At 43.9% G+C, this 18,242-nt stretch carries 1 protein-coding gene; it reads right to left on the bottom strand.

The window, feature by feature from the left end; translation table 11 throughout:
- Window positions 1-5: 5 nt before the first annotated feature.
- Window positions 6-17,747, bottom strand: coding sequence for a hypothetical protein (locus CA265_06390; protein ARS39322.1), 17,742 nt, complete (start codon window positions 17,745-17,747; stop codon window positions 6-8).
- Window positions 17,748-18,242: the final 495 nt, after the last annotated feature.

The following is an 18,242-nucleotide window of genomic DNA, read 5'->3' as shown; positions in this document are numbered from 1 at the left end:
CCCAATTAGTTTTTAAATGCCCTGATCAGGGTGATATAACCTTTAAATACTTTCCACTCATTATTTCCGGCTTTTTTAACACGTAGCAGGTAATAATAAGTTCCCTCATTCAAGCCTTCGCCCGTCCAGTTATTCTGGTAAGCTTTAGCGCGGAACACTTCGTTACCCCAGCGGTTAACAATGGTGATTTCGTTTTCAGCAAATTGGGCCAGGCCATTAATCTCGAAAGTATCATTTATACCATCGCCATTAGGTGTAAACAGATTCGGGATCAATAAATCATCGCCTGTGATAATGGCTGCATCTGCCTGAACCATGTTATTGTTCAATACCGGATCTGGCTGATCTGCTTTTACTGTTGCCGAATTATTTAATACACCCGCAGCTAAGGTTCTTGCTTTAAAGGTTAATGTGGCACTCTGATTTAAATCTAAACTGCCAACTAACCATACTAAATCTCTGCTGGTGGTCGTATAAGTTGTTGTACCGATGGTAACCGTAATTTCTTTAGGCGCATCGATAATGGTGGCAAGCTTATCGGTAACCGTAACGCCTGTTGCCCTGTTTGGTCCTTTATTGGTTACCGTAATTTTATAGGTTACATCCGCACCTGTTTTGATATCGCCTTTGGTTAACAATTCCTTTGTCACCATTAAATCAGCCGAATTATCTACAGCTACAAGTGCTTCCGGGTTAATGCTTGTTCCCGTCGGGCTCGTCATGATGGCCACATTTTTTATGGTATTGTAGCTATTTACATCTGGTGCAACTTTCGCATCAAAAGTTAATACAGTACTCGAATTGGCCTGCATATTAATCGTCCATTTCAAAGTGTTGCCCATAACCGTACCGTAACCTGAAACCGAGTTCGGAATATAGGTTAAGCCTGCAGGAAGTTCATCCGTTATGGTTACGCCATTTAATGCCGATCCGCCTGTATTTCTTACCTGAAGCGAATAAGTCAAAATTTCATTGGCCTGTGCTTTGCCATCTTTATTGCCTTTATTGTCAGCAACCGATTTACTACCTTCCAGCATTCCTTCTGTAGGGATGGATACCGTTGGGCTTAATGGTGTTGAGGCATTTCCAGGATCGGTTACGGTAGCCGTGTTGTTCACGCTTAACACACCCGAAGGAATGATAGCATTAACCGTTACTTTGAAGCTTACCTGTACCTGTCCGTTGGCAGGAATAGTCAAATTGTTCCAGTTTAATATATTGCCGGTTAACGACCCGCTATTATCTGCACTGGCGCTTACATAAGTCGTATTAGCAGGAATGGCATCGGTAATCTTCACACCTGTTCTGGCTGTATTTCCGTTGTTTTTAACGATAATGCGATAAGTTAAAACCTCATTTGCTTCAGCCTTTCCATTATTACTGGCATCGGTAACTGTTTTTGAACTTACGATTTTTGGCAATTCTAAAATAGTAGGATAATCGTTGTCTTCCTCGGTTCCCGAAATATCCGAAACTGAAGTTCCTGCTGGTGTAGTGGCCGTTAATGTAGCTGTGTTTCTTACCGAACTTGCATTTTTCTCTGCCTGCGTAATGGCATAAATGGCTGTGGCCACTGCCGTTTGATCAGGTGCGATACTTGCAGGTGTGAACGTAAGCGTTGATGAAATTTTTGGATCAAGCAAACTGAAATTGTTTAGCGTCACATTCCCGGTATTTTTTGCCGTAAAAGTATAGGTAACCGAATTTCCATCAGCACTTAAAACACCTGTTTTAACCAAAGTAAGGCCTGGTGTTTCTTTGATCGGGAATACCGTAGGATCATCAGGTGCCAGGGTTCTCGGATCATCTGAAAGTTTACTCAGTTTATTAGCGCCCGAATAGTTGGCAACCAAACCCGCCTGATTTACAAACTTGCCATGATCAATTTCTGGTTGCGTTAAGGTGTGTCGTGCTAAAATCAATGCAGTTTCTGCAGGTTCTAATTTACTGATGGTAGCAGGCGTAATACTTCCCGGATCGGCACCCTCATCAGTTACCACAATATTGGTTAAGGTAACATTTCCGGTATTGGTTACCTGAATGTTGTACTCAATTACTTTAACCACCCCCGCGCTATTGGCAAATATTTTAGTAAACCTAACCGATGGATTGGCCACAATTGCGGTAAAGGTGGCATCATCTGCTGCAGGAGTTGATGGATCGTCGGATACTTTTACAATCGTATTTCCTTTCGGGTCTTTTACGTTTGCACTTACCTGATTACTGAAACCACCAGCGTTTACATCACTTTGTTTTACGGTATGTTTAGCTGTAATATTAACGGTAGCGCCTGGCAATACCGAAGTGATATTCGCCGGTATTAAACTACCCGCATCGGCATTGGCGTCAACTAATGTAATATCGGTTAAGGTTACATTCCCGGTATTTTTAAATATAATGCTGTAATTGATTACATCACCAGCCTTGGTTGCACTGTTTGTGGCAGCTTTGGTTAAGGTGAAACCTGGTGAAGGCGTTAATTTGGTTACTGTAGCATCATTTGGTGCCGGCGTAGATGGATCGTCGGATAACTGATTAATTGTATTTCCTTTATTATCGGTTAATTTTATGGATGCCTGGTTGGTAAACGATCCCTGGTTAATGTCGTTTTGTGTTAAGGTGTGTTTTGCCGTAACATTAACACTTTCGCCAGGTGCCAAAGTTGAAATGCTTGCTGGTTTGATCGATCCTGCATCAACCGCAGCATCGCTCACGCTTAAATTACTTAGCGTCACACTTCCGGTATTGGTAATGGTAAAGTTATAATCGATCGACTCGCCAATTTTCGTTCCTACGGCACTGGCTACTTTCGTAAAAGTTAGTGAAGACGTATTCAAAACTGGTGTTTCCGTAGGATTATCGTTTCCAGCTGCAGTTCCGGAAATATCTGTAACCGTATTTCCTGCTGGTGTTTTGGCACTTACCGAAGCGCTGTTACTTACTGATCCGGCATCTTTATCACTTTGTGAAAGGATATAAACCTGATTGTAGGTAAAACTCGCTCCTACGGCTAATGCTGTTAAAAATGTTTGATTTAAAGCTAATTTCTGATCAGTTAACACCACATGATTTAAGGCTACCTCGCCCATATTGGTGATGTTAAAGGTGTAAGTAATGCTGTTACCATCTGCACTTAGCACAGCTGTTTTAACCAATGTTACTTTGCCTTTCATGATCGGTGTGGTAACGGTTGATTGGTTGTTTACATTTTCAGGATCTGTTGTTTTACCTGTTGGATTTAGGGAAACACTATTGACTAAATTTACACCGGTAAATCCTGCTGCAACATGTCCGTTAACCGTTAAACTTACCTGTTCACCTGCCAGTAAATCTGCAGTTAGGGTAAAGGCATTGCCTGACGAACTGTATGTTCCTCCCGTTGTGTTATAGGTTATATTTTCTAAACCTGCCGGAAGATTTTCTATCAATGCAATGGATTCACCACTTAATACCGTTGCTGGTCCGTTGTTTTTGATGGTGATCGTATAACTGATATCGCCATTGGTTTCAACACCAGTTACATTGGCGGTTTTGCTTACCTGAAGATCAGTTATCCAGTTCGGGATGTTTACCGTAACGATTGCTATTGAAGTTTTTGCCACATCCAGTTTATCGGTAATCTGATAAGTCAAGGTATAAACTCCAGGAAGCGTTCCTGCTGCAACATTTACTTTTCCGCTTGCTGCATCGATGTTAATTTTTGGATTTGAAGTTGAAATCTGATTGATGGTAACCGTAGCGGTAGTCGCAGGTGAAGCATCATTATACTTATCGTTAACCAGGATATTTTCAACAGCTGTACCACCTGTAAAACCATTTGCTGTTCCGGTATCATCTTTGGCCAGAATGGTACTGGTACCAACCGTGATGGTTACTGTAGCCGTTTTCGTCTGGCCTGGGTTCAGTTTATCTTCGATCTGGTAAACCAAAGTATAAGTTCCTGCCGGCGTATTTGGTGCAACATTCACTTTTCCGGTTGTCACATCTAAAGTAACATTTGGATTGGTGGTCGAAACCTGGCTTAGTTTCACTTCATTTAAGGTAGCCGGGTTACCGTTGTAGGTATCGTTAAGCAATACATTTTCAACTGCCGTTCCACCAGTGAAGCCGTTTGCATTTCCGCTATCGTTTGTGGCAGCCAATGCAGGTGCAGCAACCGTGATGGTTACCGTAGCCGTTTTCGTCTGACCTGGGTTCAGTTTATCTTCGATCTGGTAAACCAAAGTATAAGTTCCTGCCGGCGTATTTGGTGCCACATTCACTTTTCCGGTTGCCACATCTAAAGTAACATTTGGATTCGTGGTCGAAACCTGGCTTAATTTCACCTCGTTTAAGGTAGCCGGGTTACCGTTGTAGGTATCGTTAAGCAATACATTTTCAACTGCAGTTCCGCCGGTGAAGCCGTTTGCATTTCCGCTATCGTTTGTGGCTGCCAATGCAGGTGCAGCAACCGTGATGGTTACTGTAGCCGTTTTCGTCTGACCTGGGTTCAGTTTATCTTCGATCTGGTAAACCAAAGTATAAGTTCCTGCCGGCGTATTTGGTGCAACATTCACTTGTCCGGTTGTCACATCTAAAGTAACATTCGGATTGGTGGTCGAAACCTGACTTAATTTCACTTCATTTAAGGTAGCCGGGTTACCGTTGTAGGTATCGTTAAGCAATACATTTTCAACTGCTGTCCCGCCAGTGAAGCCGTTTGCATTTCCGCTATCGTTTGTGGCAGCCAATGCAGGTGCAGCAACCGTGATGGTTACCGTAGCTGTTTTCGTCTTGCCTGGGTTCAGTTTATCTTCGATCTGGTAAACCAAAGTATAAGTTCCTGCCGGCGTGTTTGGTGCAACATTCACCTTTCCGGTTGTCACATCTAAAGTAACATTCGGATTCGTAGTCGAAACCTGACTTAGTTTCACTTCATTTAAGGTAGCCGGATTGCCGTTGTAGGTATCGTTAAGCAATACATTTTCAACTGCTGTTCCGCCGGTGAAGCCGTTTGCATTTCCGCTATCGTTTGTGGCAACCAATGCAGGTGCAGCAACCGTGATGGTTACTGTAGCTTGTTTAGTTTGATTTGCATCTAATTTATCTACGATTTCATAAACTAAGGTGTAAATACCTGCTGGTGTATTTGGTTTTACCTCTACCTGTCCGGTTAAAACATTAAGTGTTACGTTAGGATTTGTAGTCGAAATCTGCGATAAGTTTACATCATTTAAGGTTGGTGCGGTTGAAGTTCCATTATAACTATCATTAGAAAGGACATTATTTACAGCTACTCCCCCTACCAGACCGTTTGCACTTCCCGAATCATCCTTCGCCAATAAAGCACCTGAAGCCACGTTTACTTTTACCGTTGCGGTAGACGTTTTCGAAGCATCCAGTTTATCGGTGATCGTATAAGTTAAGGTATAAACGCCAGCCGGTGTGTTGGCTGACACACTTACCGCTCCAGTAGCCGGATCGAGTGTTACTTTACCGTTGCTATCATTCGTACCGTTGGTAATGGTGACGTCGTTTAAAGTCGGAGCGGTTGTCGTTCCATTGTAAGTATCGTTTGTCAAAACATTGGCTACCGCTGTTCCACCGGTTACCGAATTTGAAGTACCTGCATCATCTTTCGCCAATAATGCTCCGGATGAAACCGTAACCTTAACCGTTGCGGTAGAAGTTTTCGAAGCATCCAGTTTATCGGTGATCGTGTAGGTTAAAGTATAAACACCTGCTGGTGTGTTGGCTGCCACACTCACTGCTCCTGTTGCCGGATCGAGTGTTACTTTACCGTTGCTATCGTTTGTACCGTTAGTAATGGTGACATCATTTAAAGTCGGAGCAGTTGTCGTTCCGTTGTAAGTATCGTTTGCCAAAACATTGGCTACCGCTGTTCCACCTGTAACCGAATTAGCAGTACCTGCATCATCTTTCGCTAATAAAGCACCCGATGAAACCGTAACCTTAACAGTAGCAGTAGAGGTTTTCGAAGCATCCAGTTTATCGGTAATCGTATAAGTTAAGGTGTAAATGCCAGCCAGGGTATTCGCTGCCACACTTACCGCGCCTGTTGCCGGATCGAGTGTTACTTTACCATTGCTATCGTTTGTACCGTTGGTAATGGTGACATCATTTAAAGTCGGAGCTGTAGTTGTTCCATTATAAGTATCGTTTACCAAAACATTGGCTACCGCTGTTCCTCCTGTTACCGAATTAGCTGTTCCTGCATCATCTTTTGCCAATAGTGCAGCTGAGGCCACGGTTACTTTTACCGTTGCGGTAGAAGTTTTCGAAGCATCCAGTTTATCGGTGATGGTATAAGTTAAGGTGTAAACGCCAGCCGGGGTATTCGCTGCCACACTTACCGCTCCTGTTGCCGGATCGAGTATTACTTTACCATTGCTATCGTTGGTACCGTTCGTAATGGTCACATTAGCCAAAGTTGGTGCGGTTAAAGTTCCGTTGTAGGTATCATTTGTCAAAACATTAGCTACCGCTGTTCCACCCGTTACCGAGTTAGCTGTTCCTGCATCATCTTTTGCCAATAGTGCAGCTGAGGCCACGGTTACTTTTACCGTTGCGGTAGAAGTTTTCGAAGCATCCAGTTTATCGGTGATGGTATAAGTTAAGGTGTAAACGCCAGCCGGGGTATTCGCTGCCACACTTACCGCTCCTGTTGCCGGATCGAGTATTACTTTACCATTGCTATCGTTGGTACCGTTCGTAATGGTCACATTAGCCAAAGTTGGTGCGGTTAAAGTTCCGTTGTAGGTATCATTTGTCAAAACATTAGCTACCGCTGTTCCACCCGTTACCGAGTTAGCTGTTCCTGCATCATCCTTCGCCAATAAAGCACCTGAAGCCACGGTTACTTTTACCGTTGCGGTAGAAGTTTTCGAAGCATCCAGTTTATCGGTGATCGTGTAGGTTAAAGTATAAACACCTGCTGGTGTGTTGGCTGCCACACTCACTGCTCCTGTTGCCGGATCGAGTGTTACTTTACCGTTGCTATCGTTTGTACCGTTGGTAATGGTGACATCATTTAAAGTTGGAGCTGTGGTTGTTCCATTGTAAGTATCGTTTACCAAAACATTGGCAACCGCTGTTCCGCCGGTTACCGAGTTAGCAGTACCTGCATCATCCTTCGCCAATAGAGCAGCTGAAGCCACGGTTACTTTTACCGTTGCAGTAGAGGTTTTCGAAGCATCCAGTTTATCGGTGATGGTATAAGTCAAGGTGTAAACGCCAGCCGGGGTGTTGGCTGCCACACTTACTGCTCCTGTTGCCGGATCGAGTGTTACTTTACCATTGCTATCGTTGGTACCGTTGGTGATGGTCACGTCTGCCAGAGTTGGTGCTGTGGTGGTACCATTGTAGGTATCGTTCGAAAGTACATTCGCAACTGCTGTTCCACCGGTTACCGAGTTAGCTGTTCCTGCATCATCTTTAGCCAATAAAGTACCTGAAGCCACGGTTACTTTCACCGTTGCGGTAGAAGTTTTCGAAGCATCCAGTTTATCGGTGATGGTATAAGTTAAGGTATAAATACCAGCCGGTGTATTGGCTGCCACACTTACTGCTCCTGTTGCCGGATCGAGTGTTACTTTACCGTTGCTATCGTTTGTACCGTTGGTAATGGTGACATCAGCCAAAGTTGGAGCGGTTGCCGTTCCATTGTAAGTATCGTTTGACAAAACATTGGCAACTGCTGTTCCGCCTGTTACCGAATTTGAAGTACCTGCATCATCCTTCGCCAATAAAGCAGCTGAAGCCACAGTTACTTTCACCGTTGCGGTAGAAGTTTTCGAAGCATCCAGTTTATCGGTGATCGTATAAATCAACGTATAAACGCCAGCAGATGTATTGGCTGCCACACTCACTGCTCCTGTTGCCGGATCAAGGCTTACTTTACCATTGCTATCATTTGTACCGTTGGTGATGGTGACATCGCTTAAAGTTGGAGCTGTCGTTGTTCCATTGTAGGTATCGTTTGTCAAAACATTCGCAACCGCTGTTCCGCCGGTTACCGAGTTAGCAGTACCTGCATCATCTTTCGCCAATAATGCGCCAGATGAAACAGTAACCTTAACCGTTGCGGTAGAAGTTTTCGAAGCATCCAGTTTATCAGTAATGGTATAAGTCAAAGTATAAACACCAGCCGGTGTATTCGCGGCCACACTTACTACTCCTGTTGCTGGATCGAGTGTTACTTTACCATTGCTATCGTTGGTACCGTTGGTAATGGTCACATCATTTAAAGTTGGAGCGGTTGCCGTTCCATTGTAAGTATCGTTTGTTAAAACATTGGCTACCGCTGTTCCACCTGTTACCGAATTAGCAGTTCCTGCATCATCTTTCGCCAATAATGCGCCTGAAGCCACAGTTACTTTTACCGTCGCAGTAGAAGTTTTAGAAGCATCCAGTTTATCGGTGATCGTATAAGTTAAGGTGTAAATTCCAGCTGGGGTATTCGCAGCCACACTTACCGCTCCCGTTGACGGATCGAGTGTTACTTTACCGTTGCTATCATTCGTACCGTTGGTAATGGTGACGTCGTTTAAAGTCGGAGCGGTTGTCGTTCCGTTATAAGTATCGTTTGTCAAAACATTGGCTACCGCTGTTCCACCGGTTACCGAATTAGCTGTTCCTGCATCATCTTTCGCCAACAATGCGCCAGAAGAAACAGTAACCTTAACCGTAGCAGTAGACGTTTTCGAAGCATCCAGTTTATCGGTGATCGTATAAGTCAAGGTGTAAACACCAGCCGGGGTATTCGCGCCAACACTTATCGCACCTGTTGCCGGATCGAGCGTTACTTTACCGTTGCTATCATTTGTACCGTTCGTAATGGTGACATCAGCCAAAGTTGGTGCGGTTGAAGTTCCGTTGTAAGTATCGTTTGTCAAGACATTCGCAACTGCCGTTCCACCTGTTACCGAGTTTGAAGTACCTGCATCATCCTTCGCCAATAACGCGCCTGAAGCCACGGTTACTTTTACCGTTGCGGTAGAAGTTTTCGAAGCATCCAGTTTATCAGTAATGGTATAAGTTAAAGTGTAAACGCCGGCTGGGGTATTGGCTGCCACACTAACTGCTCCTGTTGCCGGATCGAGTGTTATTTTACCATTGCTATCGTTTGTACCGTTGGTAATGGTGACATCAGCCAAAGTTGGAGCTGTGGTTGTTCCGTTGTAAGTATCGTTTGTCAAAACATTCGCAACCGCTGTTCCGCCTGTTACCGAGTTAGCTGTTCCTGCATCATCTTTCGCCAATATAACGCCTGAAGCTACGGTTACTTTTACCGTTGCAGTAGAAGTTTTCGAAGCATCCAGTTTATCGGTGATCGTATAAGTTAATGTGTAAACACCAGCCGGGGTATTGGCTGCCACACTTACTGCGCCTGTAGCCGGATCGAGTGTTACTTTACCATTGCTATCGTTGGTACCGTTGGTAATGGTGACATCGTTTAAAGTTGGAGCTGTCGTTGTTCCGTTGTAAGTATCGTTTACCAAAACATTGGCTACCGCTGTTCCGCCGGTTACCGAATTTGAAGTACCTGCATCATCTTTCGCCAATAAAGCACCTGAAGCCACAGTTACTTTTACCGTTGCTGTCGAAGTTTTCGAAGCATCCAGTTTATCGGTGATCGTATAAGTTAAGGTATAAACACCAGCTGGGGTATTGGCTGCCACACTCACTGCTCCTGTTGCCGGATCGAGTGTTACTTTACCATTGCTATCGTTTGTACCGTTAGTAATGGTGACATCAGCCAAAGTTGGTGCGGTTGAAGTTCCGTTGTAAGTATCGTTTGTCAAGACATTCGTAACTGCCGTTCCACCTGTTACCGAGTTAGCTGTTCCTGCATCATCTTTCGCCAATAATGCACCTGAAGCCACGGTTACTTTTACCGTAGCAGTAGAGGTTTTCGAAGCATCCAGTTTATCGGTGATCGTATAAGTTAAGGTGTAAACACCAGCCGGTGTATTCGCAGCCACACTTACCGCTCCTGTTGCCGGATCGAGTGTTACTTTACCATTGCTATCATTTGTACCGTTGGTGATGGTCACATCAGCCAAAGTCGGAGCAACAGTCGTTCCGTTGTAGGTATCATTTGTCAAAACATTAGCTACTGCCGTTCCACCAGTTACCGAATTTGAAGTACCTGCATCATCTTTAGCCAATAAAGTACCTGAAGCCACGGTTACTTTCACCGTTGCGGTAGAAGTTTTCGAAGCATCTAGTTTATCGGTGATCGTATAAGTTAAGGTATAAACGCCAGCCGGGGTATTCGCAGCCACACTTACTGCGCCTGTAGCCGGATCGAGTGTTACTTTACCATTGCTATCGTTGCTACCATTCGTGATGGTCACATCAGCCAAAGTTGGAGCAACAGTTGTTCCGTTGTAAGTATCGTTTGCCAAAACATTGGCAACCGCTGTTCCGCCGGTTACTGAATTTGAAGTGCCGGCATCATCCTTCGCCAATAATGTACCTGAATTCACGGTTACTTTCACTGTTGCAGTAGAAGTTTTCGAAGCATCCAGTTTATCGGTGATGGTATAAGTTAAGGTGTAAACACCAGCTGGGGTATTCGCAGCCACACTTACCGCGCCTGTTGCCGGATCGAGTGTTACTTTACCATTGCTATCGTTTGTACCGTTGGTAATGGTGACATCATTTAAAGTCGGAGCAGTTGTCGTTCCGTTGTAAGTATCGTTTGTCAAAACATTGGCTACTGCTGTTCCGCCTGTAACCGAGTTAGCTGTCCCTGCATCATCTTTAGCCAATAATGCGCCTGAAGCCACGGTTACTTTCACCGTTGCGGTCGAAGTTTTCAAAGCATCCAGTTTATCGGTGATCGTATAAGTCAAGGTGTAAACACCAGCTGGAGTATTGGCAGCCACACTTACCGCGCCTGTTGCCGGATCGAGTGTTACTTTACCATTGCTATCGTTGCTACCATTCGTGATGGTCACATCAGCCAAAGTTGGAGCAACAGTTGTTCCGTTGTAAGTATCGTTTGCCAAAACATTGGCAACCGCTGTTCCGCCGGTTACTGAATTTGAAGTGCCGGCATCATCCTTCGCCAATAATGTACCTGAATTCACGGTTACTTTCACTGTTGCAGTAGAAGTTTTCGAAGCATCCAGTTTATCGGTGATGGTATAAGTTAAGGTGTAAACACCAGCTGGGGTATTCGCAGCCACACTTACCGCGCCTGTTGCCGGATCGAGTGTTACTTTACCATTGCTATCGTTTGTACCGTTGGTAATGGTGACATCATTTAAAGTCGGAGCAGTTGTCGTTCCGTTGTAAGTATCGTTTGTCAAAACATTGGCTACTGCTGTTCCGCCTGTAACCGAGTTAGCTGTCCCTGCATCATCTTTAGCCAATAATGCGCCTGAAGCCACGGTTACTTTCACCGTTGCGGTCGAAGTTTTCAAAGCATCCAGTTTATCGGTGATCGTATAAGTCAAGGTGTAAACACCAGCTGGAGTATTGGCAGCCACACTTACCGCGCCTGTTGCCGGATCGAGTGTTACTTTACCATTGCTATCGTTTGTACCGTTGGTAATGGTGACATTAGATAGGTTTGCTTGTGCACCACCATTGTAGGTATCGTTACCCAGAATATTAGCAACCGCCGTTCCGCCGGTAACACTATTTGCACTTCCACTATTATCAACAGCTAATATCGCTCCGCTAATCAAGTGAACCGTAACAGTCGCTTCTTTTACATTTCCAGGGTTTGCTTTATCTTCAATCTGATAAACCAATGTATATGTTCCTACAGGTGTACCCGGAAGAACATTTACTTTTCCAGTTGCAGGATCAATAGAGATGTTAGGGTTTGAACTCGAAATCTGACTGATGGTCACATTAGCTAAAGTAGCCTGGTTACCGTTCACTTTATCGTTAACCAACACATTGTTCACGGCAACACCGCCTGTTACTGCATTTAAAGTTCCTTCATCATCAACTGCATAAACGCCGGTATTGGTTACAGTTGGTGTATTGTTGCCTTCAGTAGTTCCCGAAATATCAGAAACAGTGCCATTTAACGGATCTTTTCCGCTAACAGTAGCGGTATTGCTCACCGAGCCTAAGGCCTTTTCAGCAGTAGAAATTGTATATGAAGCCGTAGCCGTAGTACTCATTCCGGGTGCCAGTGTTGTAGCAGCCAATGTTATAGTGCCCGTAACCTTGCTATCTGTTATCACGAGGTTATTCAAGGTTACATTACCGGTATTTTTAACTGTAAACAGGTAACTGATCGAGTTTCCATTAATGTTTAATGTTCCGGTTTTCACTAAAGTAACCGCCGGACTTAAAGCAATGTTAACATCAGCCGTTGCTGTCTTTGCCGTTGGTAACTCGGTGGTACTAACACTTGCTGTATTGGTAACCTTTCCTAGGTTATTTGTTGGGTTACCATTATTATTTAAATCTGATTGAAGTACTGTATAAGATCCATTGTAAGTCCAGATTTCGCCTTTTTCTAAAATATTATCTGTATTTCCGGTTTTTGTTGGGTTGCTTAAAGCACCACCTAGCAAGGGATCGCTAACGATTACGTTATTTTGATTTGCATTTCCAGTATTGCTTACCGTTATGGTGTAATGAATAACATTTCCAGCTTTATTAACTGATGAAACATCCGCAGATTTTGTAATCGATATCGACGAGCATACCGGAACAGATACCGTTACAGTAAATGCATTACCAACGCAACCACCTGTAACAGTTGCCTTTGGTGTTATGGTATACACGATTGTTTGGATACTGTTACTCGTATTAATTAAAGTTTGCGTAATTGTATTACCCGTTCCATTAGCAGCACCCGTAACATTCGTATTTGAATTTACTGTCCAGGTGAAGGATGCCGGAACCGAATTCCCACCATTAGCCGTATTATTAATATTTAAGGTTTGAATATTATAGCTAAAACTTCCAGCACAATCTAAAGTCCTGGTATCATTAAAGCCTTTTGGCGTTTGATAAATCGTTACCGTGATCTGTGCACGGCTTGCGCTCTCACAACTGTTTAAAGTCTGACTGGCATAATAAGTACCATTGGTCAAAGCTGTTCCCGAAGCCAAAGCAGTTCCGCCCGTTGCCTGGGTGTACCATTTAACTGAAGTCCCTGCTGCAGCTAAATTCGCAACCGTAGCATTCGAGATTTCGCAGAAAGTCTGGTTGCTTGCCGTTGGTGCTGGTGTAGCCGTGATTGTTACCGTGATCTGTGCACGGCTTGCGCTCTCACAACCGTTTAAAGTCTGACTGGCATAATAAGTGCCATTGGTTAAAGCTGTACCCGAAGCCAGGGCGGTTCCGCCTGTTGCCTGGGTATACCATTTAACCGTAGTTCCTGCCGCAGCTAAATTCGCAACCGTAGCATTGGAGATTTCGCAGAAAGTCTGGTTGCTTGCCGTTGGTGCAGCTGTAGCTGTGATCGTTACAGTGATCTGTGCACGGCTTGCGCTCTCACAACTGTTTAAAGTCTGACTGGCATAATAAGTGCCATTGGTCAACGCAGTTGTTGAAGCCAGGGCTGTCCCGCCTGTTGCCTGAGTATACCATTTAACTGAAGTTCCTGCCGCAGCTAAATTCGCAACCGTAGCACTGGCGATTTCGCAGAAAGTCTGGTTACTTGACGTTGGTGCTGGTGTAGCTGTGATTGTTACCGTGATCTGTGCACGGGTTGCGCTCTCACAACTGTTTAAAGTCTGACTGGCATAATAAGTGCCATTGGTCAACGCAGTTGTTGAAGCCAGGGCTGTTCCGCCTGTTGCCTGGGTATACCATTTAACCGTAGTTCCTGCCGCAGCTAAATTCGCAACCGTAGCATTGGAGATTTCGCAGAAAGTCTGGTTGCTTGCCGTTGGTGCAGCTGTAGCTGTGATCGTTACCGTGATCTGTGCACGGCTTGCGCTCTCACAACTGTTTAAAGTCTGACTGGCATAATAAGTGCCATTGGTCAAAGCTGTACCCGAAGCCAGGGCGGTTCCGCCTGTTGCCTGGGTATACCATTTAACTGAAGTTCCTGCAGCAGCTAAATTCGCAACTGTAGCATTCGAGATTTCGCAGAAAGTCTGGTTGCTTGCCGTTGGTGCTGGTGTAGCTGTAATCGTTACCGTGATCTGTGCACGGCTTGCGCTCTCACAACCGTTTAAAGTCTGACTGGCATAATAAGTGCCATTGGTCAAAGCTGTACCCGAAGCCAGGGCGGTTCCGCCTGTTGCCTGTGTGTACCATTTAACTGAAGTCTCTGCTGCAGCTAAATTCGCAACTGTAGCATTGGAAATCTCGCAGAAAGTCTGGTTGCTTGCCGTTGGTGCTGGTGTAGCCGTTCTTACAATCACATCGAAAGTAAAAGTAGCGCCGCTACAACCATTATAAATTGGTGTTACGGTATATCTTACAGTAGCATCGGCTCCTGAAGTGTTTGTTAAGGTTTGCGAAATTGGCGCAGTAACCGCAGTAGATTGATTCGAAAACCCCGAGGCTGTTCCGTTTGCTAAAACTGCTGTCCAGGTATAGCTTGTTCCATTTACATTACTATTTGGCGTAACACTAAACGCAGATGCAGAACAGATACTTGTTCCGCTTGCTGTAGCCGTAAGCGTTGGCACCACATATACAGTAATAGTGAAAGCATTACCCGAACATGATGAATAAGTAGGCGTAACCGTGTAGGTTGCCGTTTGTAATGTTGTACCTGAATTGGTTAAGGTTTGATTAACCGAAAGCTGATCAGTACCAGCGGTTCCGCCGGTAATATTTGCAGAAGAAAGCGTTGGACTAGACCATGTGTAGGTTGTTCCATTAGGCACATCAATTGGTGCAAAAGTAAAACTACCTGTTTTACAGATGTAATAAGTTTGATTAGCAATTACCGGACGAGGTGTTACCGTTACATTTGCTGTTCCTGAAGCGGCATTGGTACAGCCTCCACCAGAAACAATTGCTCTGTAAAGCGTAGTTGCAGCAATATTGCTATAATTTAAAGTTGTTGTGGTATTTGCAATTGTCGTCCAGTTTATACCATTATCTGTTGATGATTCCCAACGCACCACAGTTGAAGGCGCACCAGATAAGGTCAATGTTCCGTTTGAACCAGAACAAACGGTAGCGGCCCCGCTAATCGTTCCTGTTGAATTAATCGTTACGGTATGATTTGCTGTTTTAGTTCCGCATATCCCTACAGCAGTCGCCGTAATCGTTGCAGTACCATTATAAACAGACGACCAGGTTACCGCACCGGTATTGGCATTAACTACACCGGAATTTGCCGGACTAATGCTATAGGTAATTCCAGTCGCGTTGCTGGCTGTTGCCGAATAGGTTTGTGTACCGAAGCCCTGACAGCGGGATGAAGTAGCACCCAGCGTAAAAACGGGGGTAGTTACCTGAGGACTTACAACGATAGATCCTGTTGCATTAATAACCGTAACAGATGGGGACGCATATGTTGCCCTTACCGTATAATTATAATTGCCAGCATTAGATACCGTCCCAGCATCAATAGTTAAAATAGTATTTCCATTGGAAGTTGTGGTTCCATAATTCAGCCCTGATGAACCTAAACCTGTTACTAAAACGATAGGTGTTCCTGTAATCAGATATTGGATTGCTGTTGTAGTTCCACCAACACAGATCGATTGGTTATCTGTTCCCGTTGCCGATGTTAATGAAATATTTACCGGTGTAACACTTGCCGAAGCGGTATTATTTGACAATACAGGATCTGCCTGTGGTCCGGTTACTGTTGCAGTATTATTGTAATTTCCAGAATTATTAACCTTAGCGGTTATAGTAAGCGTAAGGCTCTGACCAGCATTCATACTTCCAATTGACCACAAACCTGTAGTTGGATCGTAAGATGTTCCGGTAGCGGCCACACTTGAAACATAAGTATATCCTGAAGGAAGCAAATCTGTTGCCGAAACAGCTATTGCATTACCTGTACCGGTAACTGTACCTGAAGCAACGTTCGAATTTTTTACGGTGATGGTAAAATTAACCGTCCCTCCTTTTGCTGGTGATGTATCATCAACCGCCTTGGTTAAGATCAAATCAACATTACATAAGGCAATGGTTACCGGAAGTGATTGTGAACTGATTCCGCAATCTAATGTCGACGTGATGGTATAAGAACCAGAAACCGTAGCCTGATAAGTCCTCGCAGTTGCACCCGCAATAGCCACTCCATTTAGATACCATTGAAAAGGAGCATTACTATTGGCATCGGCACTTAATAATGCAGATGCACAATCGGCTTGCGCAAAGGTTGGTTTTAATGCTTTCTCCGGAAATGGGGAAAGAAAATTCGACATCGAAAAACCACCACCCGATTGTACCATGGCAACAGTCCATCTGGTATTACTGCTTAAATAAAATGAATTCGGGTTACCAATATTCGTATTCTCAAAATCGATGGCATAAGCACCAGAACTTCCCAATTGTCTACGTACCCCTACCCCAGGGATAGTTTCCACATCTGTATTGTTAAATGCCGGCGAACCTCCGTTAGTGGTTAGATAGATTTTATCAGTAGAACTTTTGGTAATCAGATAAGCGAAGTATGGCAAATCTCCCAGATTATTGCCTCTAAACTTGTAGGTTTCTGCTTTTAACGAACCTCCACAGGCACTCAGCGGTGCTAAAGTGGCTATATCAACTTCACATTGATTTGCAGTACCCGAATAGGCTACTACATTTTTTGTTGCTACAATCCTCGATCCCGAAGATGCATCCCCTACCTGAACGTTTCCTGTATTGGTTCCGGTAGATACGCCATTGGGGAAAGTGATAAAACTTCCCTCAGCAATGAGGTTATAGGTATTGGTTGATTGCAGTACGCCATTGTGATCAAAATTAGATACGGTTACATTGGTGTTCGCTTCTGAAGCTATAATAGTGGTTTGTTCAGCCGTATTATTTCCTTTTCCCCTGATCACCACATATTCATTGCCCAAAGAAGAAATTGGAGGAACCGGATTATAAGCACCATCACCACAGGCCTCCGGCGCATCTACGTTTATTCCGGTATTCATTACAACAGGGCCTGATGTTTCCACCAAACTCCCCATGGCAGCCTGTAAAATATAACTTTGACCGGCATTTAATGTAGTAATGGCCGTACCATTAAGTTTGATCGTGGTATTATTTTCGATCGCCAGAATACTATATACTGGCCGCTTGGTAGAAACACTGGCTGCCACGCCATTCAGATCCCCATCGCGATAATAACCTACCCTGAAAGCATTACCAACGGCAGCATCTCCAAAGCTGAATAATGAAGCATTCCCTTTAATATACTGATCATTGGTAGAGCTATATGCACCAGCAGGAATATCGTCAGAAGCTACGTTCCTGATATTTACCGCAATTGGATTGTTACCGGTCACAATAATTCCTGCAGCATTAAGTATCGTATTCAGGCTGTTTTTTGCTAAACCAACCGGATCACCGGCAAACCTGTAAACTGCCGGGTTGCCGGGAGTGGGTGTTAAAGTCGTAATTGAACTTCCATCACTTTTCTTAACGGTTGCAGTAGTTCCGGCAGTATTGGTGGAAATGACAATTTCATTGGCGCTACTCCAATATTGCCATGGTGCAGGAGCAATATAGTGCGTTTTGTAAGTTTGCGCAGTAGCTGAAGAATAAGAAACCAGTAAAAATAACGACAATGCCATTAGTTTGAACCTTGTTTCTTTTTGAAAACTGAAGAGAAAGCGTTGTATAATTTTATTCATTTTCCACCTGGAAATAATTGGTTAATCACTGCATGTAATTGATCTCATCCGATGAGCACAAAATCTTCCTAAAAAGGTTGTTTTTCAATAAAAATTTCTCTTTATAGGATGCAGTAAAAACCGCGTTTGTACGCTGATTATAAAACACTTTTGAAGAGATAGAGACTATTATAAAATGCCGTTTTTAAGGGTGGCAAAAGTATGTTATTTTTAACACTCCTGCAAGCACCAAAAAACCACAATATTGTTAACGATTTTTGTACTTAAATTGTCAAAAACTGTATTACCAATACTACAAAGTAAACAAAAAAAGAAATTAACTTTTACTATGCTGGCATACAACAACCAGTCTGCGAAGTGTTTTTTTGATATTAATCAACAACTATCTAATCACATGTAGTATTTATACTACTGATTAAAACTAGAAATGTAATTTTCAGGCATAAACAAAAAGGGTTTAAGATCTGTTAAAATCCTAAACCCTTCACCTTAAAA

Source organism: Sphingobacteriaceae bacterium GW460-11-11-14-LB5, assembly GCA_002151545.1.
Classification (GTDB): domain Bacteria; phylum Bacteroidota; class Bacteroidia; order Sphingobacteriales; family Sphingobacteriaceae; genus Pedobacter.
This window is presented reverse-complemented; position numbering and strand designations above follow the sequence as displayed.